Origin of the sequence: Streptococcus sp. VT 162 (assembly GCA_000688775.2) — a bacterium.
Taxonomy (GTDB): domain Bacteria; phylum Bacillota; class Bacilli; order Lactobacillales; family Streptococcaceae; genus Streptococcus.
The window spans coordinates 285,051-308,533 of record CP007628.2 but is presented as its reverse complement, the minus strand read 5'-3'; the positions used below and the strand labels follow the sequence as shown (position 1 = coordinate 308,533).

Here is a 23,483-nt window from a genome sequence, read left to right as displayed (position 1 = left end):
ATGTTCCTTCCCTATTTGTGCTATTTTAATTAAATCCGTGTTGCAAACATGAGCGGTTGACCAGCTTGAATGATCGTCGGATAAGTTCCAGTGATAGTCGCTGTATAAGCATCTTGGTTGGTGATGATAACAGGAGTTTCTGTTACGAGACCCGCAGCCGTGATAGCATCTATATCAAAGCTAATTAGTCTCTGACCAACTGTGACGTGGGCTCCTTGGGCTACATGACTTTCAAATCCTTTGCCATCAAGACCTACTGTATCCATACCGATGTGGATGAGTAATTCCACTCCCTCATCAGAGACAATACCGATGGCATGCTTGGTAGGGAAAAGAACCGTCACTGTCCCATTGACAGGAGAAGTTAACTCACCTTGGCTTGGTTCAATAACCAAACCTTGTCCCATGACACCTGATGCAAAAACAGGGTCCGTCGCTTGACTCAATTCTTTCACTTGACCAGTCAGTGGGCTGAAAATTTCTACTGGAGCAAGGGTTACTGGTTCATGACTGACAAATTCTGCCTCTTCTTGGGCAACGAATTCTGCCTGCAAGGCTGTATCATCCTCTGTCTTTGTAAAGAGACCGACCTTGCGGAAGAAGAAAGTCAAGAGCATTGGTACAACAATAGCAACTAGCATGGTTCCTGCAAATGGCAGCATGTATTGAGGTTGAATAGAGAGGATACCTGGCAAACCACCGATACCAATAGAAGCCGCAGTTACATTGAAAGTAACGGACAACATCCCTGCAAGGGCTGAACCAATCATCCCAGCTACAAATGGATAGATGTATTTGACATTGACCCCAAAGAGGGCTGGTTCTGTAACACCGAGATAGGCTGAAATGGTTGCAGGAAGTGAAATCTGAGCCTCACGCTCATCATGACGATGCATGAAATAATAGGCAAATACGGCAGAACCTTGAGCAATATTAGAAAGAGCAATCATTGGCCAGAGGGCAGTTCCGCCAGCATCCGCAATCAATTGTGTATCGATGGCATTGGTCATATGATGCAAACCAGTGATGACAAATGGAGCATAGAGAGCACCAAAAATTGCACCGAAGAGCCACTTAACAGGACCAGTCAAGCCTGCCAAGACAACTGCTGAGAGTCCTTGCCCAATTGTCCAACCGATTGGTCCCAAGACAGTATGAGCCAAAATCAAGGCTGGAATCAATGACAAGAAAGGCACAAAAATCATGGAAATGACTTCTGGGATATGCTTACGCCAGAAAATTTCAAGATAAGACAGACTCAAACCTGCAAGCAAGGCTGGAATAACTTGAGCCTGATAACCAATACGATTAACAGTAAAGTAGCCAAAATTCCATACCCAGTTGGCTGCGATTTCTTCTGTTGAAGTAGACGCTACTGCGTAGGCGTTGAGCAACTGTGGTGAAACCAAACAGATTCCGAGAACAATTCCCAAAATTTGGCTGGTTCCCATCTTACGAGAAACAGACCAGGTAATCCCTACTGGTAAGAACTGGAAGATCGCTTCACCAGGCAACCAGAGGAAGTGATTAACCCCTGCCCAAAACTGAGAGGATTCTGTGATGGTCTTACCATCCAACATTGACCAATGCACACCTTCCAAGACATTACGGAAACCGAGGATTAGTCCACCAACAATCAGAGCTGGAATAATCGGTGTAAAAATCTCCGCTAGAGTGGTCATGACACGTTGAAGTACATTTTGATTACTCTTAGCTGCAGATTTGGCTGCTTCTTTGGAAACACCCTCAATGCCTGAAACAGCTGTAAAATCATTGTAAAAAATCGGCACGTCATTTCCAATAATCACCTGAAATTGACCCGCATTTGTAAAGGTCCCTTTGACGGCTGGAATCGACTCGATGATCTTGACATTGGCCTTCTTTTCGTCTCCGAGAACAAAGCGCATCCGTGTCGCACAGTGGGTGACAGCAGTGACATTCTCCTTGCCTCCGATCGCCTGAAGCAGATCTTTGGCTTCTTGTTCAAATTTTCCCATTTGATTCTCCTTATATTTGTCAAAGCAAGCTTGACTTGATAGCTCTATTGTAAACGATACCAAACTTGTATGCAACTTGTTTGTGATGAAAAGAGGATATTTTTGGATATTTTCTAGCACTTGTATGGTAAAATAGATACAAGTATGTATGGAATAAGACTCAAAACTCATTTAAGGAAGCAATATGAAGAAATACCAACAATTATTTAAGCAAATCCAAAAAACCATTCAAAACGAGACTTACGCTGTCGGAGATTTCCTCCCCAGTGAGCACGAACTCATGGATCAGTATCAGGTGAGCCGTGACACCGTCCGAAAAGCTCTGTCTCTCCTCCAAGAGGAAGGATTGATCAAAAAGATAAGGGGGCAAGGTTCCCAGGTCGTCAAAGAAGAAACGGTCAATTTCCCTGTCTCTAATCTAACTAGCTACCAAGAACTGGTTCAAGAACTTGGACTGCGCTCTAAAACCAACGTCGTCAGTCTGGATAAGATCATTATCGATAAAAAATCCTCACTGATAACCGGCTTTCCAGAGTTTCGGATGGTGTGGAAGGTGGTTCGCCAACGTGTGGTGGATGACCTGGTATCGGTTCTGGATACGGACTATCTGGATATGGAACTGATCCCAAATCTCACTCGCCAAATCGCTGAGCAGTCTATCTACTCGTATATAGAGGACGAACTCAAACTCCTTATTGATTATGCTCAGAAGGAAATCACCATTGACCACACTAGCGATCGAGACAAGATTCTCATGGACATTGGCAAAGACCCTTATGTCGTTTCAATCAAGTCAAAAGTCTATCTCCAAGGCGGGCGCCAGTTTCAGTTCACCGAAAGTCGCCATAAATTAGAAAAATTTCACTTTGTTGACTTTGCCAAAAGACATCCGAAATAAATACCTACAGTTGGGAATACTCTCAACTGTTTTTTAGTAGTAAATAAAGGAGGTGATAGTTGGAAAAGAGGCACTACTTGCTACTTATTCTACTATTTTAAGAAAAAACAACAGCAAATATGTATCTTGCTAAAAACCTCTTGACAAATGCTAAGCGACCATTAGAATGGGAGGTAAGGAGATAAAAAGAAACAAAATAAACGAAACTGCTTTATAAAATGTAAGCGGTTTCGAACAAACAAAGGAGGGTTTTATGAAAAAACACTTTTGGGAGAAATCCTGTCGCTATAGCATCCGCAAGCTGACGGTTGGGACTGCTTCTGTTTTACTGGGGGCTGTTTTTCTAGTCAACCATACTGTAGCTGCAGACAGTGTTGAGGTCAAGCAAACTGAACCAACCTCTGTCGAAGCTATCACTAAGCCTGATAGTGAACCCAAAGCTGCTGAAGCTACTGAAACTACAAAACCGTCTCTAGCCGAGAGTCCAGTAGTTTCCGAAAACAAGCCAGCTGAGGAGACTCAGACGACAAATAGTCAAGCTAGTGAAGAAGCCATTGTAGAAGCTAAAGAAAATAAGGAACCTGAAAAAGCAGACCAACCTGTGACAAAACAAGAAAACTATCAACTCAGCTACAATCAGCCAACAGCTCCCTCCTATGACGGATGGGAAAAGCAAGCCCTCCCTGTCGGAAATGGAGAAATGGGAGCTAAGGTCTTTGGTCTGATTGGGGAAGAGAGAATCCAGTACAACGAAAAGACCCTCTGGTCAGGAGGACCACAACCCGATAGCACCGACTATAACGGTGGAAACTACAAGAACCGCTACAAGGTTTTAGCAGAGATACGTAAAGCCCTCGAAGCTGGTGACCGCCAAAAAGCAAAACAGCTCGCCGAACAAAATCTAGTTGGACCAAACAACGCCCAGTATGGACGTTACCTAGCCTTTGGAGATATCTTCATGGTCTTTAATAACCAGAAGAAAGGGTTAGATACTGTAACAGATTATCATCGTGGTTTGGATATCACTGAAGCCACTACGACCACTTCTTACACCCAAGATGGGACGACCTTCAAACGCGAAACTTTCTCCAGCTATCCTGATGATGTTACTGTGACCCACCTGACCAAAAAAGGAAACAAGACACTTGACTTTACCCTTTGGAACAGCTTGACAGAAGACTTGCTTGCTAATGGCAACTACTCTTGGGAATATTCCAACTATAAGAATGGTCATGTCACTACAGATGCAAACGGAATCCTTCTAAAGGGAACTGTCAAAGATAACGGCCTCCAATTTGCATCCTATCTAGGAATTAAAACGGACGGAAAGGTGACTGTTCAGGACGAAACTTTGACCGTTACAGGCGCAAGTTATGCGACCCTCTATCTCAGTGCCAAGACTAACTTTGCTCAGAATCCAAAAACCAACTATCGAAAAGACATTGACCTCGAAAAAACAGTTAAAGGGATTGTCGAAGCAGCTAAGGACAAAGACTACGAGACACTTAAAAAGGCCCATATCAAGGACTATCAAAGTCTCTTTAACCGCGTTAAACTAAACCTAGGTGGAAACAAGACTGCTCAAACGACAAAAGAGGCCCTTCAAGGCTATAACCCAGAAAAAGGACAAAAACTGGAAGAACTCTTCTTCCAATACGGACGTTATCTTTTGATTAGTTCGTCTCGTGATCGGACAGATGCCCTGCCTGCCAACCTACAAGGAGTCTGGAATGCTGTAGACAATCCACCTTGGAACGCTGACTACCACCTCAATGTCAATTTGCAAATGAACTATTGGCCAGCCTACATGAGCAACCTTGCTGAAACAGCCAAGCCCATGATTAATTACATTGACGACATGCGTTACTATGGCCGTATCGCTGCCAAGGAATACGCTGGTATCGAATCCAAAGACGGACAAGAAAATGGTTGGCTGGTCCACACCCAAGCAACTCCATTTGGCTGGACTACTCCAGGCTGGAATTACTATTGGGGTTGGTCGCCAGCTGCTAATGCCTGGATGATGCAGAACGTTTATGACTACTACAAATTCACCAAGGATGAGACCTATCTCAAAGAAAAGATCTATCCTATGTTGAAGGAAACCGCTAAGTTCTGGAACTCCTTCTTGCACTATGACAAGACCAGCGACCGTTGGGTGTCTTCTCCATCCTACTCACCAGAACACGGAACCATCACCATCGGAAATACCTTTGACCAATCGCTAGTCTGGCAGTTATTCCACGACTACATGGAAGTCGCCAACCATCTGAATGTCGACCAAGACTTAGTCACAGAGGTCAAGGCTAAATTTGACAAACTAAAACCACTTCACATCAATAAAGAAGGACGCATCAAGGAATGGTACGAAGAGGACAGTCCCCAATTCACCAATGAAGGGGTTGAAAATCACCACCGCCACGTTTCCCATCTAGTTGGTCTCTTCCCAGGTACGCTCTTTAGCAAGGACCAGGCTGAATACCTAGAAGCTGCGCGTGCAACCCTCAATCACCGTGGAGATGGTGGTACTGGTTGGTCTAAGGCCAATAAAATCAACCTCTGGGCTCGTCTGCTGGACGGTAACCGTGCCCATCGCTTGCTCGCTGAACAGCTCAAGTATTCAACCCTAGAAAACCTTTGGGATACCCACGCGCCTTTCCAAATCGATGGAAACTTTGGGGCAACCAGTGGGATGGCAGAAATGCTCCTCCAATCTCATACTGGTTATATTGCTCCATTGCCAGCCCTTCCAGATGCTTGGAAAGACGGTCAGGTTTCTGGCTTGATTGCCCGTGGTAACTTTGAAGTCAGCATGAAGTGGAAAGATAAAAACCTTCAAAGCTTGTCCTTCCTGTCAAATGTCGGTGGAGATCTAGTTGTAGACTATCCAAATATCGAAGCCAGTCAAGTTAAGGTCAATGGCAAAGCAGTCAAGGCAACTACCCTCAAAGATGGCCGCATCCAACTAGCAACACAAAAAGGTGATGTCATTACCTTTGAACATTTCCCTGGCCGTGTAACCAGTCTGACAGCCGTTCGACAAAATGAAGTCACTGCCGAACTCACCTTTAACCAAGTAGAAGGCGCTACCCACTATGTCATCCAAAGACAAGTGAAAGACGAAACTGGCCAAACCTCTGCGACCAAAGAATTTGTAACCAATCAAACCCATTTTATTGACCGATCACTCAATCCTCAACATGCCTACACCTATACTGTCAAAGCTATGCTGGGCGAAGTTTCTACACAAGTGTCTGAACAGGCCACTGTTGAAACCTATAGCGAGTTGATGGACGACCGAGATAGCCGCATCCAGTACGGAGCTGCCTTCGGAAACTGGGCAGACTCAGAATTATTTGGAGGAACAGAGAAATTTGCTGACCTTTCAAAAGGAGACTACACAGACGAAGACATCACTGCTACCATTCCTTTCACTGGCGTTGGTATCGAAATCTATGGACTGAAATCATCTGAACTAGGTCTTGCCACTGCTAAAATTGATGGCAAAGAGGTCGGAGAGCTTGACTTCCATACTGCTGGAGCAACTGAAAAAGGTCGTCTCATCGGTCGCTTCACAGGATTGTCAGACGGACCTCACACATTGACTCTTAGTGTTAAACGTGAGCACAAAGGGCGTGGTAGTGAGCGCTCGAAAATTTCATTAGACTACTTCAAGATCCTAGCAGGAACAGGCAATACGATTGAAAAAATAGATGATCGCGATTCGCGCATCCAGTATGGTTCCCAGTTTAAGGACTGGTCTGACCCTGAACTCTACGGAGGTACGGAAAAATACGCTGATATTAACAACAGCGACTCTAGTACAGCTTCAGAAGCTCAGGCAACTATTTCCTTTACAGGGACGGGCATTCGTATTTATGGCTTGAAGAGCCTTGCCCTTGGACGAGCACGTGTTACACTAGATGGCAAAGAAATGCCAAGTCTTGACTTCTACACTTCAGGTGCAACTGAAAAGAGGGCCTTTATTGGCGAATTTACAAATCTTACTAACGGCCCGCACACCCTGACATTACAAGTTGACCCAGATTCGCCAGAAGGTCGCAAGAAAATCTCTCTAGACTCCTTTGATATCATCAAAGCCCCAGCTGTTGGTTTAGATAGCCCAAGTATCGCACCTCTTAAGGAAAATGACAAAACCATTTCCTTAAGTCTACCAGCTGGAGATTGGGAAGCCATCGCAGTGACCTTCCCAGGTGTCAAAGATCCTCTAGTTTTGCGTAAGGTGGATGAAACGCATCTGGTTACCAGTGGGGATCAGACTATCCTATCAATCCAAGACAATCAAGTTCAAATCCCAATCCCTGACGAAACCAATCGCAAAGCTGGAAATGCCATTGAAGCTTATACCATTCAAGGAACTACCACAGGCAGCCCTATCGTGGCCGTCTTTACTAAAAAGGATGAGAAGAAGGTTGACGAGAGCCAGCCAACTACAAGTAAGGGAGACGAACCAGCTCCTACTGTTGAAATTCCGGAATACACCAACCCTATCGGAACGGCAGGACAAGAAGAGCCACCTACAGTTGAAAAGCCTGAATACACTGAGCCTATCGGAACGGCGGGGCAAGAAGAGTCTCCTACTGTAGAAAAGCCTGAATACACCGAACCTATCGGAACAGCAGGTCAAGAGGAAGCACCTACTGTTGAAAAACCTGAGTACACCGAGCCTATCGGAACGGCAGGGCAAGAGGAAGCTCCTACTGTTGAAAAACCTGAGTACACTGACCCTATCGGAACTAGTGGGGATCAGGCTGCTCCAACCCTTAGCCTTCCTGATTATCCAGTTCGAGTCTTAAAAGATAAGAAAACTGGAGTGGAAATCATTGGTGGAATCAGTGACTTAGAAGGAATTTCTCACATCTCTAGCCGACGTGTCCTAGCTCAGGAACTCTTTGGCAAGACCTATGATGCTTACGACCTACAACTGAAAAATCCAACAGATCATAGCTTGCAGCCAAAAGGCTCTGTCTTGGTTCGCTTGCCTATTTCAACTAACGTAGAAAAGGTCTACTATATTACTCCGACCAAGGAGTTGCAAGCCCTTGATTTCACCGTTCGAGACGGAAAGGTAGAATTCATCACTAATCATTTCAGTACCTATGCTGTCGTCTATCAAGTTGCTGGAACAACCCCTAGTACAGATGAAAAACCAAGTGCTTCAGATACAGAAACCTTGGCACACGAGGCTGAACAACTTTCAGCTAGTCTGATCCCTGCGAAAACTGGAAATCATTCTCCTAAAGAAGAACTTCCAGCAACAGGAGAAGCGTCCAACCCACTCCTATTCTTAGCAGGCCTCAGCCTAGCCCTCACAGCCACTTTTATGTTAAAAGGAAGAAAGGATAACTCCAACTAACCTTTAAGCACACAAAAACAGGATGAAGATCACCTTCATCCTGTTTTATTTTGTAATCAGAAATTATTTTACAGTAGGTATAAAAAGACTAAGGTCAAGAGACTTGCTAGAAGCCCAACTCCCCAAAAGAAGAAGTCAACCTTCCACTCGCTCCAAGGATTGCCCTTGCCTGAGAATCCTCCAAGTTCAAAATGGTGGTGGACAGGTGTCATACGGAAAATACGCTTCCCACCACTAAGTTTGAAGTAGGTGACCTGCATCATAACAGAGCTTGTCTCAAAGACATAGATAATCCCAATCAACAAAAGGGTCCATTCTTGGTGGAGGGCCATAGAAATAGCTGCCAGCATCCCACCAAGAGCCAAACTTCCCACATCTCCCATGAAGACCTTGGCAGGCTTGTGGTTAAAGACGAAGAAACCTAGCAAACCACCAATCATAGCAAGAATCACAAGAAGGATATCCAGTTGATTTTGCATATAAGCAATCACACCGTAGGCCGATAAGCTAATCACTACGGAAATACTTGCTAAGCCGTCAATCCCATCCGTCAGATTCACCGCATTTGAAAAGCCAACTAGCCAGAAAAGGGCAAAGAAAATATAGAAAATTCCCAGATGAACTTGGTAACCAAAAACCGAAAGCATATCGCCACCACGCTCATAAAAGAGGTAGAAAATCACTCCTCCAAGGAGCTGGAGAGCAAGTTTTTGCTTGGGATTTAAGCCTTCGTTAATCTTACGAAAGACCTTGAGGAAATCATCCAAAAAACCTACCAAACCATACAAAACCAAGATAAACAAAATCATGCCTACATTGTTGGTCAATTGTTGGGTAAAGAGAGCGACAAGGAAGCTCACAACAACTGCAACGATCAGGAAGACAAGACCTCCCATGGTTGGAGTTCCAGCTTTAGCTTGGTGTTGCTTGACATCCTCGTGCATCTGCTGACCTGTAATCTGTGCTTTTCGATAAAATCGGATAAAGGCTGGAATACCTATCAAGGTCAATAGAAAGGCTAGAACTCCAGCACTAATGGAACTAATCATCTTAATCTCCTAAAGTTATTTTCATTTTTTTAATGTCTTTGAGGGCTGTATTGGCACGGACACTTTGTTTCTTGACCGTTTTGCCACTACCTTCCCACTCGACTTCTATATTGAGCCATTTGGCCAATGTTTGCACATTTTCATCTGTCCAGCCGTACATATCAGGCATTTCTTCGACCTTATCAGACAGGATCAAGATCTGCTGATTGGCTTCCAAATTATCTCCTTCAGAAACCGAGAGTTCCTTGATCTTGGTTCCTGTTCCGATAACGATTGGTTGGACAAGGTTACGACGCAATTCCTCTGCTAGGTCTCCCGGAGTAAAGTCCTTGTTAGCTGGCATGGCATAGCTTGTCGTCTTGCTGACCTGATCCAAGCTCTTAGCAGTTGACTGAAGATTGAGGGATTCTTTCATAGCAGAAGCTCGCTCAAGGATTGGGTTGGCAAACTCTCCTAGCTGAACGCCTGAATAATGCTCTGGCTGTTGCACCGTCACATAGAGGATAAAGTCAGGATTTTCTGCAGGATGCATCGACACAACGGAGAAGATATAGTTGGTTTCACCTGTCAGATAGCCCCCATTCTTCTCATCGGCAATCTGAGCAGTCCCTGATTTCAGGGCGACATTCTGTCCCGGAACATTGACATTTGGTTTTCCTGTGCTGTGGTTGTACATGGTACCGTAGACAGGATCTGTTCCGACCATGACCATGTGCTCCCGAGTAGAGGAAGCTGCTACTTTTGACACAGGATTTCCAACAATTTCCTTCTGAGACTTACGAACAGACTGGTCATTTGGATCATAGAGGGCACTGATAAATTTCGGTTCCAACATAACCCCATCGTTAGCAATAGCTGTAAAGGCACGAAGCATCTGGGTCTGGGTAACAGAAATCCCTTGTCCAAATGAACTCATGGCGATATTGACAATGTTATCAGCAGGCAATTGACCTGTGTACTCATCCGCCAGACCAAAACGGGTCGGCACCCCAAACTTAAAGCGGTTAAGGTAGTCCAGCCAGGTTGCATCCCCCATCTTTTGCTCAAGCAAGGTCATCCCGATGTTACTTGAGTGGGCAAATCCTTGAGAGAAGGTCATGGTGCCACCACTAGTCAATCCTTCATTGACGTCCCAGTCTCGAATGGTCGCATCTGCTATTTTCAATTCACTGCTGTTAAAGTATTCGCCACCAGGGAAGGTATTGTTATCAATAGCTGAGGCCAACATCATTACCTTCATGGTCGATCCTGGCTCATAGTTACTTTGATAGAGGATATCACGCCAGACAAAGTCTTTTGTGATGCCATCCTTGGTATCTGCATTAAAGGTAGGCCGTTGGGTCGTAGCCAGGATTTCCCCTGTTTTAGCGCTGACCAAGGTAGCCGTCATATACTTGCCTTTTACCTTTTCCTGAAAGGCATCCATCTGGGTTTCCATAAAGGATTGCAAGGGACTAGAAAGGGTTGTGTACACATCCTTTCCATCTACCGTTTGTTGAGAAGCTTGATCTGTACCCGGAACAATATTTCCCAGACGATCTTTCTCATAGGTGATGATCCCATCTGTACCCGCCAGAATGTTATTTAAAGAACTCTCCAATCCAGATGTCCCAATCAAACGTTTGGTGCCATCCTCATTTTCATGGAGTTGCGCTAAACCGATAAAGGAAGAAGCAAACTGTCCATTGGGATAACTGCGGTTAGGGCTAGTTGTAAAGTCAATCCCCTCAACGCCAGCAGTTTTTAGGTCATTTTTAATAGCCATCATATTGGCATAGGTGATCCCATTTCCCTTGGTACCAAAGGATACCTGTTTTAGATCTGGTTGAGAAAGCTGTTCTTTGACATAAGACTCTTCCATATCTAGGTATTTATGGAAAATCTCAGCTACCTTATTAAATTGAGAATCCTCTACATAGAGAATTTTGCCTGTTGCTGACTTGTAGGTCTTGTCAATAACGGCATAGATATTATACGAAGTCGCATCTTCTGCAATAGGCGTTCCATTACGATCGTAGATGGTTCCCCGTTTTGCAGGAATCGTCTTGGTTGTTTGATGGACCTTGTTGGCTTCTTGAACCAAGTCCTTACCAAATTTTTTACCCGTTCCGATAATGACCGCAAAGTTGACCAAAAAGACCGCGAAGAGTATGACAGCCAATAAACTCAGGCTTTTCCCTACTCTTCGGCGATTTTCTTCTGGAGATTTACGGTTACGAACGGCATAACGGATGATTTTTTCTTTCCACTGTTTCATTTCTTACTCCGCTGCTCGGATATTTTCGTTATTCAGCTGCAAATCCTTGGAGTTTGCAATCTCTTTCAAACGTTCTGAACGAATCAATTCATTGACCTCTTGCTTGGCATCGTCTAGCTCGGTTTTCTTTTCTTCGATTTGAGCATTGACCTTGGTCAATTCATTCTGAACTTGTAATAGCTTGGTTTGCATAAACACAACGCTAATTGCCAGGATAATCATTGTTGCAGCAATCGAAACATAGAAGGCCTTTTCCACACGTGAAAAACCTTTAAACTTCGTTTGCAATAACTGACTTGTTTTTTCGATTCTTTCTGCCATGTTTTTCCTCTTACTTGTGAATTTTTCTAGCCACGCGCAACTTGGCTGAATGCGAACGATTGTTGGCTTCTAGCTCTTCGGCACTTGGCAAGATTGGTTTGCGGGATACCAATTCCATCTTGGGCTTAAGGTCATCTGGAATGAAGGGCAAGCCTTTGGGAACTTCCACTGTTGAAGCTTCTTTGAATAATTGCTTGGTCAAACGATCTTCCAGCGAATGGAAGGTAATGACCGAGATTCTACCATCCAAAGCCAGCATGTCCATGGCCTGCTGGATAGATTCATCTGCAGCGCCCAGCTCATCATTGACCTCGATCCGGATAGCCTGGAAAATCTGCTTGGCAGGGTGCCCCTTTTTCTTGAGCTCCTTGGCAGGCTTGGCCGACTTGATAATCTCTGCCAACTCTGTCGTTGTCTCAATCGGTTTCACCTCACGCGCTTGCTCAATCTTGCGGGCAATCTGTTTAGAAAACTTATCCTCACCATACTTGAAAAAGATCCGAACCAAGTCATGATAGTCATAATGATTGACCACCTCATAGGCCGTCAGACTAGCTTCCTGATTCATCCGCATATCCAGTGGCGCATCCTTTTTATAAGAAAAGCCACGCTCACGCTGATCTAGCTGAGGACTGGACACTCCCAAGTCATAACAAATTCCATCAATTTCCTGGACACCAGCCTCCTGCAAACGTGCCTGCAAATGACGGAAGTTATCCTTGATAAAGGTTACCATCCCCTTTTCGATATAGGGTGCCAACCGTTTTTGCGCATTGTCAATGGCATTCTGGTCCTGGTCAAAGGCATAGAGATGCCCTTTTTCGCTCAATTTACTTAATAAATATTCGCTATGGCCTGCTCCGCCCAAAGTCGCATCAACGTAGATACCGTCAGGTTTTACGTCCAGCATATCAATCGTTTCATGAAGCAAGACCGTTACATGATGAAATTCTTTTGTCATATCTTATCTATTTTACCACAAATCTGACCAGCTTGCACTTGTCAGACAAGGCTAAGTTTCTTCGAAAAAAATTCTCAAAAATATGTCATATATACTTGACATCTCATCCCCGAAAGAATATAATATAGTCAAATATATACGACATATCAAAAAGGAGACCCTATGAATCGTGTGAAAGAATTCCGCAAGGAACTGGGCATTTCCCAGCTCGAGCTCGCCAAAGATATCGGTGTCTCGAGACAGACCATCAACATGATTGAAAACGACAAGTACAATCCAACCCTGGAACTCTGTCTCAACCTCGCCCGCAGCCTCCAAACTGACCTCAATAGCCTCTTTTGGGAAGACGATTTTTAAAAAAGGAGCAAACAAATGAAAAAAGAAACTCTCACTGAAAAACTCATCAAACGCACATACGGTATTTCTGGTCCCCTTGACGAACACAAACGGCGCGAGGCCGATCGTATCGGGAATCAGGTCTTTATCGTTCTCTTTTATCTCATGATATTTGGCAACCTCATCCCCTTTATCCTTGCTTATAAATACCCACAAATTGTCGCTATCGGCTATCCTCTCGTGGTGTTTGGCATTTCGATGATGGCTGCCCTCTATGTGGTCTCCCAAACCAAAAAAACAGGCATCACAGCTATTGACCCCGAAATGCTGAGTCAAAAAGAAAGTAAACAGCTACATTTTCCTGGTCTAAAGGCCGGTCTGATCTATGGCATGGGCATGTTCTTTGGAATACCGCTTCTGAATGTCCTAACCGATGATAGCAAGGATTATCTTGGTTCTCTTTTAAATACAGGGCATTTTGTATCAACTATCCTAGCTACCCTCTTCTTCGGATTTACCATACAAATTATCGTCTCTCTTCGCATTCGAAAAGCCAAGAAAGACCAAGAAGACGACTAGGAGGTGTCTTATGAAATCACTAGCTAGACTACTGATCAGTCATGTTTTTATCAGTATCTTTGTTACCTTTTTCCTACTTTCTGGACATATTGAGCATCCTTTCTTGATTATCTTTCTTTTATTCCTTCCTGTATTGAACAAGGGACAGAGATCCCAGAAAATCCAATCAAAAAAAATACGTCTTCTAAACGCATCTCTCTGTTTTATCCTCGTATCCTTTCCACAACTTTTAACAAATCCTATGGATTGGAGATACCTGGTATTTCTAATAATCTGTATCATTTTTAGTTTGGTTTACTTCTATACTCTCTATCAACTCTTTAAAGAAGTCAATCAAAAATCGCTCATTTAGAAGGTTACTCCCATGAAAAAAGAAGATTTCACCACTCGCTTACTCAAACTATTCTTTCACATACAAGGGCCTTTTGATGAATGCCGTCAAGAGATGATTTACAAGGCTTGTGCCCGTGCCTTGATCCAAATCGTTTACTCCTCCCTCCTACTCTTCTTGTTCTATCTCCTATTTGGACGCTTCATAGAGTTGGTTCGAGATGCCATGCCCTACCTCTATTTTGGACTTATCTTCGTCCTCTCATCTAGGGCTAGACTAGCAGTTCGCAACTTGCATTTGGACAAGGATGACCCGTCCGAAATCCATCACAAAAGCTACAGCAAAAGTCAAATCAACCTTCGTAGTTGGGGTGTATTCATCAGCATTCAGCTTGGTCTCTTCCTCTTACTAATCTTTCACAAACTCTTTGTTCAGCATCTTCCCCTCGATACCTTTTGGGACAATCTCTCCCAGTTCGATAAAATGCTCCCTTTACTAGTGTTGGGATTGGGTATTGGTGCCATCTTTGGAACCATGACCTACGCCTTTTTATCGGAACACGAGATGAAACACTCTGAATCAGGAATGCATAAGGAGAATATAGAAAAATGACCAGTGTATATGATTTTTCCGTTTTAAACCAAAATAACCAAACAACTCCCCTAGAGGGCTATCGTGGCAAGGTTCTCTTGATTGTCAACACTGCTACTGGATGTGGGTTAACGCCCCAGTACCAGGGACTTCAAGAACTCTATGAACGCTATCAAGATCAGGGCTTCGAAATATTAGATTTCCCTTGCAATCAGTTCATGGGACAAGCACCCGGCAGCGCAGAAGAAATCAATAGTTTCTGTAGCCTACACTATCAGACCACTTTCCCTCGCTTTGCCAAGATCAAGGTCAACGGCAAGGAGGCAGATCCTCTTTATGTTTGGCTAAAAGACCAGAAGTCTGGCCCGCTAGGAAAACGAATCGAATGGAATTTTGCTAAGTTTCTCATTGGTCGAGATGGGCAGGTCCTTGAGCGCTTCTCTTCTAAAACAGACCCCCAAACCATCCAAGATTCTCTCCAAAAAATACTCTAATTTCTTTTTAAAACGTATCCTTTCATTTAGTTTGAGTCATGAAAGGATGCGTTTTTTCTTTAAAAAGTAACTGATTTTCTTTAATTTATATTTATTTTTTTGCCTTTTGCTATTGCAATTCTTTCATTAATTTAGTATATTTGTTATATTAAAAGTTTTCAGTCATTTTAAGGGAGAAATGACCTTTTAAATTTTTTATCTTAAAATGAAAGCGCTTTATAAACAGGAGGTAAGGTGGCTTACAAATTATCAGAGAGTTTTTCATTAAATCAAGTTGTAACCAAGTCAGACTTGGGCTTGGGCAGTAGCTGACTGCCTTTCTAAAAACTAGGAGTATATTATGAATCGATACCTTTTTGAAAAAGGGCAAACTTTTAGCATTCGGAAGTTGACTGTAGGTGTGGCATCTGTTATCGTCGGACTGGCATTTTTTGCTTCTGGAACCGTGCGTGCAGACGAAACATCTCCTGCCACAACATCCAATTTAGATCAGCAAATGAAACAAGTCGCAGATATAGAAGAGACCAAGGCTGAACCAGTCAAAGAAGAAGACCGTGTAGAAGCTGAAAAACAAGAAACACCTGTTGCAGATACCAACAGTGCTGACTTGCTCCCTGAAGATATTCAGGACCGTGCCTATCCAGACACACCTGTCAAAGAACTCGATACGACTACTATCGTTGATCAGAAAGCTAGTCCAAAAGTAGAAACTAAGAGCATTCTAAAGGACAAGGAAGAAGCTCCAAAAGAAACTGAGAACGGAAACCGTGCCATCATTAACGGTGGACAAGACCTCAAACATATCAACTACGAGGGACAACCTGCTACTGCTGCTACTATGGTTTACAGCACTTACAATGCAGGGGAGCAACGCTACCTCGTTTCCGGATCTGGTATCTTTGTTGCACCTAATTTGATTCTTACCGTTGCTCATAACTTCCTAGAGGCCAATAAAGAAACTGGCGAAGGTCACATTCGTGGTGGAAAATCTGCCCAGTTCTACTATAACGTTGGTTCAAACAGCGAAAAGAAAAATTCACTTCCGTCTTCTGGAACTACGGTTTTATTTAGAGAAAAGGATATCCATTTCTGGAATAAGAAAGAGTTTGGAAAAGGCTATAAGAACGACCTTGCTCTTGTAGAAGCTCCTATTCCTCTTCCGATTGCTAGTCCAAACAAAGCAGCAACCTTTGCGCCTTTAGCGGAGCACAAGACGCATCAGCCGGGAGAAGCTATCAGTACGATTGGCTACCCAACTGACTCAAGCTCAAAAGAACTGAAACAGCCTATCCTAGCTGGCCAACTTTACAAGGCTGACGGGACCATCCGATCTGTTGAGTCCTATGATGATAAGGGAACGACCGGTATCACCTACCAAACCACTTCTGTATCTGGTTTGTCTGGTGGTGGCATTGTGGATAGCCAAGGAAAAGTTCTGGGGGTCCACCAACACGGAACCGTTGACAATGGTGTGGCTGAAAAGGATCGCTTTGGTGGCGGACTCGTCCTTTCACCTGAACAACTGAAATGGGTGAAGGACATGATTGCTAAATATGGTGTGAAAGGGTGGTACCAAGGAGATAATGGAAATCGTTACTACTTTACCGATGAGGGGCGTATGCTTCGAAATGAGAAAGCTGTTATCGGAAGCAACGAATATTCCTTCAACCAAGATGGGATTGCTACCTTGACCAAGGGAGTTGAATACGGCCGTGTGGTTATCCAACACGAAGACGAAGAAGGAAATCCTGTCAAAGATAATGACACCTTTATCGAACAGACAGCTGTTGATTCGCCATTTGACTATAATTTCAAAAAAGAAATCGAGAAAACGGACTTCTACCAGAAGAATAAAGACAAATACGAAATTGTATCCATTGATGGCGTAGCAGTTAATAAACAGCTAAAAGATACTTGGGCTGAAGATCACAATGTTGTCAGCAAAGCGCCTGCCGGTACTCGTATCATCAAGGTTGTCTATAAAGCCAACAAAGGCTCTTTTAAAGTTTACTACCGTCAAAAGGGAACAAGTACTGAACTAGCTGAGGCAACAGTTGATAACAATGAAGGCCAAGAATATGAGGTTTCCTTTGTCAACACCTTCCATGCAAAAGACATTGCTGGCTACCGTCCAGTCAAGACTAGCCTGGAAGCAACCATCCAGCACAAAGGTGTGAATGAGGTCGTCTTTGAATACGAGCCAGTCGCTGATACAGCTAATCCAACGACACCGACTCCACCAGTGGCTCATCCAGAAGATAAAGAAACCGAAATTGGCAATCATGGACCTCTTCCAAGCAAGGCTCAACTCGATTACCACAAGGAAGAATTGGCTGCCTTCATCCACTACGGAATGAACACCTATACCAATTCTGAATGGGGAAATGGGAAAGAAGACCCTCGATACTTCAATCCAACCAACTTGGATACTGACCAGTGGATTCGCACTCTGAAGGAAACGGGCTTCAAACGAACTATTATGGTTGTTAAACACCACGACGGATTCGTTGCTTACCCATCTAAGTACACCAACCATACCGTAGCTGCTAGTCCATGGAAAGATGGAAAGGGTGACCTTCTCGAAGAAGTTTCCAAGTCTGCTAGCAAGTATGACATGAATATGGGGGTTTACCTATCACCATGGGATGCCAACCATCCTAAATACCATGTTGCAACCGAAAAAGAATACAACCAATACTATCTCAACCAGCTGAAAGAAATCCTTGGTAATCCGAAATACGGTAACAAAGGGAAATTTATCGAGGTTTGGATGGACGGTGCACGTGGTAGCGGTGCCCAAAAAGTAACCTATACCTTCGATGAATGGTTCAAATACATCAAAGAAGCCGAAGGAGATATCGCTATCTTCTCTGCTCAGCCAACGAGCGTTCGCTGGATCGGAAATGAACGAGGTATCGCAGGTGACCCTGTTTGGCATAAAGTTAAAAGAGCCAACATCACAGACGATGTGAAAAACGAATACCTCAACCATGGTGACCCTGATGGTGATATGTACTCTGTAGGGGAAGCTGATGTTTCGATCCGTTCAGGCTGGTTCTATCATGACAATCAACAACCGAAATCACTCAAAGAGTTGATGGACATCTACTTCAAGTCTGTTGGTCGTGGAACGCCACTCCTTCTCAATATTCCACCAAATAAAGAAGGAAAATTCGCAGATGCTGATGTGGCTCGCTTGAAAGAGTTCAAGGCAACCCTAGACCAAATGTATGCGACTGACTTTGCCAAAGGTGCAACTGTAACAGCAAGTTCTACTCGTCAAAACCACCTCTACAAAGAAAGCCACCTCACAGACGGTAAAGATGACACCAGCTGGGCCCTCTCAAATGATGCCACAACCGGTAGCTTTACAGTCGATTTGGGGCAAAAGAGACGCTTTGACGTCGTTGAACTCAAGGAAGACATCGCCAAAGGTCAACGTATCTCAGGTTTCAAGATTGAAGTCGAAATCAACGGACGTTGGGTGACATACGGCGAAGGTTCGACCGTTGGTTACCGTCGCTTGGTTCAAGGCAAGCCTGTTGAAGCACAAAAAATCCGTGTAACCATCACCGGTGCTCAAGCAACCCCAATCTTAACCAACTTCTCAGTCTACAAGACACCAAGCAGCATTGAAAAGACTGATGGCTACCCTCTTGGACTTGAATACCACTCAAACACAACGGCAGATACAGCCGGAACAACTTGGTACAATGAATCTGAAGGTGTTCGTGGCACTTCTATGTGGACCAATCAAAAAGATGCCAAAGTCAGCTATACCTTCACAGGAACCAAGGCCTATGTCGTATCTACAGTCGACCCAGGTCATGGAGAAATGTCCGTCTACGTTGATGGTCAAAAGGTTGCCGATGTGCAAACTAAGAACGCTAGCCGTAAACGTAGCCAAAAAGTCTTTGAGACAGGCGATTTAGCACCTGGCCAACACACTATTACCCTCGTGAACAAAACAGGCGAACCAATTGCTACAGAAGGGATCTACACCCTAAACAATGATAGCAAGGGAATGTTTGAACTCGAGTCTACTAACTACGAAGTCGAAAAAGGAAAACCAGTCACTGTTAAGATTAAACGTGTTGGTGGAAGCAAGGGGGCTGCTACTGTTCGCTTCATCACAGAACCTGGAACTGGGGTTCACGGTAAAGTTTACCAAGATACAACTCAAGATGTGACCTTTAAAGACGGAGAAACAGAAAAGACTGTTACCATCCCAACGATTGACTTTACAGAACAAGCCGACTCTGTCTTTGACTTCAAAGCCAAGCTCACTTCTGTCACTGATGGTGCCCTGCTCGGTTTTGCTACAGATGCAACCATCCAAGTGATGAAAGCTGAATTGCTGATCAAGGACCAAACAAGTTATGATGATCAAGCTAGTCAGTTGGATTATAGTCCTGGCTGGCACCATGAAACCAATTCGGCAGACAAGTACCAAAAAACGGAGTCTTGGGCATCTTTTGGACGCTTAACTGACGAGCAAAAGAAAAAGACAACTGTCACAGCCTACTTCTACGGTACTGGACTTGATATCAAGGGCTATGTTGATCCAAATCATGGTATCTACAAAGTCTTCCTAGATGGCAAAGAAGTTCCTTACCAAGATGGCATGGGAAATGCTTCAACTATTGACGGTAAGAAATACTTTAGCGGTCGTGCAGCCCAACGCCAAGGCAATCAAACTCTGGTTAGCTTAAAAGGTCTGGACGAAAACTTGCACGCAGTCACCCTTCAACTCGATCCTGATCGAAACGATTTGTCTCAAAATATTGGTATTCAGGTAGACCAATTTATCACTCGTGGCGAAGGTAGCGAACTCTACAGCAAGGCAGATATCATCCAGTCTATCTCAAAATGGAAAGACGATCTGTCCAACTTTGATCCAGCAGGCTTGAAGAATACGGCTACTGCACGCCAAGCTTTCCAAGCAAATCTAGAAAAATTGAGAAACCAACTCAGTGCTGATGCAGTGGATGTTCAGGATGTCATGTTGACAGTCAGTGCCCTACAAGATATCCTATCCAAGGATGAGAACTATCAAAAAGGCCAAGAGGAACCTAGTCCAGAGCAACCGGAACAGCCTGAAGAACCTTCTAAACCTGATCAACCAGCTGAGCCAAAACAACCGGAAATTGAGTATGATAAGGCTATGGACAGCTTGACAAAAGCTATCGAGAAAAAAGTCGCTGAGCTTGGATCCAAAACCAACTCAACCGGAAACTCCGGCTCAGCCTGAAAAGCCAGCTCAGCCTGAAAAACCGGCTCAGCCTGAAAAACCGGCTCAGCCTGAAAAACCTGCTCAACCGGAAACTCCAGCGCAACCTGAGAAACCAATTACTTCTTCAAGTCCTGAGGAAGGGGTTAAAGACCTTGTCTTTACACTTCCAAGCTTAGAAATCGTCAATAAGGTCGTACCGTTCAAGACGATTCGTCGCGAAAACCCACAATTAGACAAAGGAAAAGAGCAAGTTCTATCAGAAGGGAAAGACGGTCTCTTAGTCGAGTATGTTGAAGTGGACGGTGACAATCGCAAGGTTCTCCAAACAGAAGCAACTCCAGCTCAAGATCGAGTGATTGAGGTAGGTAGCAAACAAAGCTCAGTTGGAACAGAGGCGCCACCGGTTGTGACTCTTCCTGAGTATGTTTCCCCAAGAGAGACTGAAAAACCTGCTCCAGTCGTAACAAATAATTCATCATCAAAAGATGAAAAAGCTCCTGTTACAGCTACAATCAAAGAAGACAAGGAAAGACGACTCCCTGCAACTGGGGAACAAGAAGCAAGTGCCTTCCTCTTCTTGGCAGCCATTACTTCTATCTTGTCTCTCCTCATCTTCCAAAAGAATTTCAAAGACTAATAACCCTCTTTGATTGATTCTTTCTAATGATTCAGTTCCCCCGTTGAGAAGACCATTTGGTCTTCTCTTTTTCTATCTGTAAAATTAAAAAACATCCACAAATATACATGGATGTTTTGGTATGACTCTATAAAGTAAGATGATCATTGAAGATAGCTATTCTCAAATCCAACCACGTTTTCAAATAAACGCTCATCTAAAAAGAGAGTGCCCCTTGTCTTATCTCATCCGAACTACCATCATAAGTTCTGCAAGAACTCCACAGATAAAAGATGGTGTTTCGAATTCCAATACCATGAGATCTTCTGACGTTCACAAGCCATCTTTCCTAAATCAAACTTCCCTCTTCTACACCTAGTCACTGACTACTATTTTTGAGTCCAGCGTATGCATAGGTTCGATTTCTGGGACACTCTTTTTCCGTCACCACCCTAAAATAAAAGCGATGCTCCCGCCCATCCTTGGCGTTTTCCTTGTTTAAGACAAAGTAGTTTTTCTGATTCATCGCCATGGTGCGTAGGATGTCATCGATCAAAAAAGTCAAAGGCACATTCATAGCAGAGTATTTTTGAAAATCCTCTTCAAAACGAATATAGGCTTCTGAAAAATAATCCATCTGCAGTTTGTTTTCATACAAGTCTTTTCTAGTCATACACTCCCTCCTCCCACAGTCGAATTTCGAGAACATCTGCTACCTCTACCAGCCTATAGCCCTCATTGGTCCTAATAGATAGAGTTTGAGGTGATAATTCGCTTACCTCACCAATGATCGTGGTTTTATGCCTTCTTTCCTTGACCACAAAGCATCCCTTCAGTTGCCCAACATAAAGCTGCGAAAGCAAGAGTAGCTTCTCAACGGAATTCAAACTCGTCGAAAAAGCAACTCGATTTCTTTCTTCACCGAGTGAACTAGTATGCTCTGAGAGGAAAAAGCCCATCCACTTCTGCATCCCTGGATCTTGATAGTCACGCGCAGATGGAAAGGGTAAATAAGAACGATCAATCATTTTAGTCCATCTAATCCTCCAGCAGAATGCCCCCCAATCAGCTTGCTTCTGGCAAGACTCCTAGAGGCTTCTTCCAGTGCATTGGCCTTTAAGAGGGAGGTAAAACCAAATTGTTCCCGAATGGAGTCAATGGCTGTCTGGAGCCTTTCTTCTTTTTCTAACTTGTCAACATCATCAAAGAGGGAGATCAGGCCAAAGGACTCGTCCACAAATCCTGAATAGTTGACTCCGACACTTCTGACCGCTCCAGAAGTGTATTTATTATGAAATAGCTTCAAAACGTGGTCTGTTAAAACAGCAGTATTATTAGTCGGTTCGACCTTCATTTGTGTGTGAATAGACGGCCTAACCTCCTGCTTAGAGAAACCAACATAGAGAGAGACAAGGGTTGTTTTCTTGCCCGCCCTTCTCAGTCTAATAGCCACCTGCTCCGCCATTTCTCGGAGAATAATTTCGATATCCCGTAGCTTTACGTAGTCTCTCGGCAAGATTTGAGAATTCCCCAACCCTTTGGACTTGGCTTTATAGGGCCTGTGAACATTGCTCTCATCAATCCCGTTAGCATGAAACCACAAACGCAGGCCAGCCTGACCCAGAGCCTTCTGTAGCTGGTCTGGATTACTGGTGGCCAATTCTCTGATGGAAAAAATCCCCAGAGCATGCAAGCGTTTCTCCATCCGCCTGCCAATCCCCCAAAAATCCGTCATCTTGGGAATAGCCCAGACCTTCTCTTCCACATCCTGGTAAGACCAGTTGGCCCTCATGGTCGGGGTGTGTTTGGCCTCATTATCCAGAGCCAACTTGGCCAGTAAGGGATTGGCATTGGACATACCCACTGTAGAGTAGATCCCTGTCTGCCTCCAAATATCCCTCTGGATGCGAGCAGAAAGCAGATCCAGCTTGTCTTTGCGAGAGAGACTCTTGTCTGGGATGAAATAGTTGAGCGAACTAGTCAGATCGATAAAGCCCTCATCGATAGAGTAGGGATAAATATCATCTGGACTGCCATAATTTTGGAAGATTCGCTGGATTTCCATATTGACCGCGATGTACTCATCCATCCTAGGTGGCACAATCAAAGTCACTTGAGCCCAATCTTCGATGTAGCGAACATAGTTTGAGTCAGTCGGCAAGCCTTGCTTTTGAGCATTGTAATAGGAAAATTTGCGCGTTTTGAAATCAAAAGGCAGATCATAGGCCCGGCCAACATTGGACTTGCCAAAAATCTTCTTAAACATGGGAGAGGAGGCTAGGATAAGACCAGTTGAATTATCCGCGCGACTCATGACACAAAGCGAGGTCTTCAGCGGATGCAAGCCTCTTTTCACACACTCAACACTGGCATAAAAAGATTTCATATCGACAAAGGCAATGTCACTTTTGGGCTCTCTGGAATAATCAAAGTAGCCCATAGG

At 44.1% G+C, this 23,483-nt stretch carries 14 protein-coding genes and 2 pseudogenes; 8 read left to right on the top strand and 8 right to left on the bottom strand.

Features of this window, described 5'->3' with window-relative positions:
* Positions 1-29 precede the first annotated feature (29 nt).
* On the bottom strand, positions 30-1,997 hold the full coding sequence (locus V470_01520) for a PTS system trehalose-specific transporter subunits IIBCA (GenBank protein ID AHZ47130.1): 1,968 nt from the start codon (positions 1,995-1,997) through the stop codon (positions 30-32).
* Between the two features lie 184 nt (positions 1,998-2,181).
* Between V470_01520 and V470_01515 the strand changes: the two genes are divergently transcribed.
* Together V470_01515 and V470_10510 are read left to right on the top strand one after the other, a co-directional pair.
* Positions 2,182-2,895 carry a GntR family transcriptional regulator gene (locus tag V470_01515; protein ID AHZ47129.1) on the top strand — a complete coding sequence of 238 codons (714 nt, stop codon included), beginning with the start codon at positions 2,182-2,184 and terminating at the stop codon, positions 2,893-2,895.
* Positions 2,896-3,496: 601 nt separating this feature from the next.
* Positions 3,497-5,902, top strand: a pseudogene (locus V470_10510) (alpha-L-fucosidase).
* A 2,438-nt stretch (positions 5,903-8,340) separates the two neighbouring features.
* Here V470_10510 and V470_01505 read toward each other — a convergent pair.
* From V470_01505 to V470_01490, 4 genes are read right to left on the bottom strand one after another with little or no spacing between them, the layout of a single operon-like run.
* Positions 8,341-9,321 (bottom strand): phospho-N-acetylmuramoyl-pentapeptide-transferase, encoded by a 981-nt coding sequence (locus V470_01505; protein ID AHZ47127.1) that lies wholly within the window; start codon positions 9,319-9,321, stop codon positions 8,341-8,343.
* 1 nt (position 9,322) lies between these two features.
* Positions 9,323-11,578 carry a penicillin-binding protein gene (locus V470_01500; protein ID AHZ47126.1) on the bottom strand — a complete coding sequence of 752 codons (2,256 nt, stop codon included), beginning with the start codon at positions 11,576-11,578 and terminating at the stop codon, positions 9,323-9,325.
* A gap of 3 nt (positions 11,579-11,581) precedes the next feature.
* A complete protein-coding gene (locus tag V470_01495) occupies positions 11,582-11,899 on the bottom strand; it encodes a cell division protein FtsL (protein AHZ47125.1) in 318 nt (105 codons plus the stop codon).
* Between the two features lie 10 nt (positions 11,900-11,909).
* Positions 11,910-12,860, bottom strand: a complete 951-nt coding sequence (locus V470_01490) for a 16S rRNA methyltransferase (GenBank protein AHZ47124.1) — start codon at positions 12,858-12,860, stop codon at positions 11,910-11,912.
* Between the two features lie 162 nt (positions 12,861-13,022).
* Between V470_01490 and V470_01485 the strand changes: the two genes are divergently transcribed.
* The 6 genes and pseudogenes from V470_01485 (at position 13,023) to V470_10505 (ending at position 21,061) form a co-directional block, all read left to right on the top strand.
* On the top strand, positions 13,023-13,217 hold the full coding sequence (locus V470_01485) for a DNA-binding protein (GenBank protein AHZ47123.1): 195 nt from the start codon (positions 13,023-13,025) through the stop codon (positions 13,215-13,217).
* Between the two features lie 15 nt (positions 13,218-13,232).
* Positions 13,233-13,775 carry a membrane protein gene (locus tag V470_01480; protein ID AHZ47122.1) on the top strand — a complete coding sequence of 181 codons (543 nt, stop codon included), beginning with the start codon at positions 13,233-13,235 and terminating at the stop codon, positions 13,773-13,775.
* 10 nt (positions 13,776-13,785) lie between these two features.
* The gene (locus V470_01475) at positions 13,786-14,127 is read left to right on the top strand and encodes a membrane protein (protein AHZ47121.1); all 342 of its coding nucleotides are present in this window, start codon (positions 13,786-13,788) and stop codon (positions 14,125-14,127) included.
* A gap of 12 nt (positions 14,128-14,139) precedes the next feature.
* Complete coding sequence (locus V470_01470) at positions 14,140-14,718, top strand: hypothetical protein (protein ID AHZ47120.1); 579 nt, start codon at positions 14,140-14,142, stop codon at positions 14,716-14,718.
* Positions 14,715-15,191, top strand: a complete 477-nt coding sequence (locus tag V470_01465; protein ID AHZ47119.1) for a glutathione peroxidase — start codon at positions 14,715-14,717, stop codon at positions 15,189-15,191. The genes V470_01470 and V470_01465 overlap by 4 nt, the downstream gene beginning before the upstream one ends.
* A gap of 340 nt (positions 15,192-15,531) precedes the next feature.
* Positions 15,532-21,061: pseudogene (locus V470_10505) on the top strand (alpha-L-fucosidase).
* A gap of 358 nt (positions 21,062-21,419) precedes the next feature.
* Here the strand turns inward: V470_10505 and V470_01455 are convergent.
* From V470_01455 to V470_01445, 3 genes are read right to left on the bottom strand one after another with little or no spacing between them, the layout of a single operon-like run.
* On the bottom strand, positions 21,420-21,713 hold the full coding sequence (locus V470_01455; GenBank protein AHZ47118.1) for a hypothetical protein: 294 nt from the start codon (positions 21,711-21,713) through the stop codon (positions 21,420-21,422).
* Positions 21,706-22,068 (bottom strand): hypothetical protein, encoded by a 363-nt coding sequence (locus V470_01450; GenBank protein ID AHZ47117.1) that lies wholly within the window; start codon positions 22,066-22,068, stop codon positions 21,706-21,708. Before V470_01450 ends, V470_01455 begins: the two co-directional genes overlap by 8 nt.
* Positions 22,065-23,480: a DNA polymerase gene (locus V470_01445; protein ID AHZ47116.1), complete on the bottom strand. Its 1,416-nt coding sequence runs from the start codon at positions 23,478-23,480 to the stop codon at positions 22,065-22,067. The genes V470_01450 and V470_01445 overlap by 4 nt, the downstream gene beginning before the upstream one ends.
* Positions 23,481-23,483: the final 3 nt, after the last annotated feature.

Coding starts and splice junctions, on each gene's coding strand:
- V470_01520 (AHZ47130.1), bottom strand. CDS start 1,997: ATGGGAAAATTTGAACAAGAAGCCAAAGATCTGCTTCAGGCGATCGGA.
- V470_01515 (AHZ47129.1), top strand. CDS start 2,182: ATGAAGAAATACCAACAATTATTTAAGCAAATCCAAAAAACCATTCAA.
- V470_01505 (AHZ47127.1), bottom strand. CDS start 9,321: ATGATTAGTTCCATTAGTGCTGGAGTTCTAGCCTTTCTATTGACCTTG.
- V470_01500 (AHZ47126.1), bottom strand. CDS start 11,578: ATGAAACAGTGGAAAGAAAAAATCATCCGTTATGCCGTTCGTAACCGT.
- V470_01495 (AHZ47125.1), bottom strand. CDS start 11,899: ATGGCAGAAAGAATCGAAAAAACAAGTCAGTTATTGCAAACGAAGTTT.
- V470_01490 (AHZ47124.1), bottom strand. CDS start 12,860: ATGACAAAAGAATTTCATCATGTAACGGTCTTGCTTCATGAAACGATT.
- V470_01485 (AHZ47123.1), top strand. CDS start 13,023: ATGAATCGTGTGAAAGAATTCCGCAAGGAACTGGGCATTTCCCAGCTC.
- V470_01480 (AHZ47122.1), top strand. CDS start 13,233: ATGAAAAAAGAAACTCTCACTGAAAAACTCATCAAACGCACATACGGT.
- V470_01475 (AHZ47121.1), top strand. CDS start 13,786: ATGAAATCACTAGCTAGACTACTGATCAGTCATGTTTTTATCAGTATC.
- V470_01470 (AHZ47120.1), top strand. CDS start 14,140: ATGAAAAAAGAAGATTTCACCACTCGCTTACTCAAACTATTCTTTCAC.
- V470_01465 (AHZ47119.1), top strand. CDS start 14,715: ATGACCAGTGTATATGATTTTTCCGTTTTAAACCAAAATAACCAAACA.
- V470_01455 (AHZ47118.1), bottom strand. CDS start 21,713: ATGACTAGAAAAGACTTGTATGAAAACAAACTGCAGATGGATTATTTT.
- V470_01450 (AHZ47117.1), bottom strand. CDS start 22,068: ATGATTGATCGTTCTTATTTACCCTTTCCATCTGCGCGTGACTATCAA.
- V470_01445 (AHZ47116.1), bottom strand. CDS start 23,480: ATGGGCTACTTTGATTATTCCAGAGAGCCCAAAAGTGACATTGCCTTT.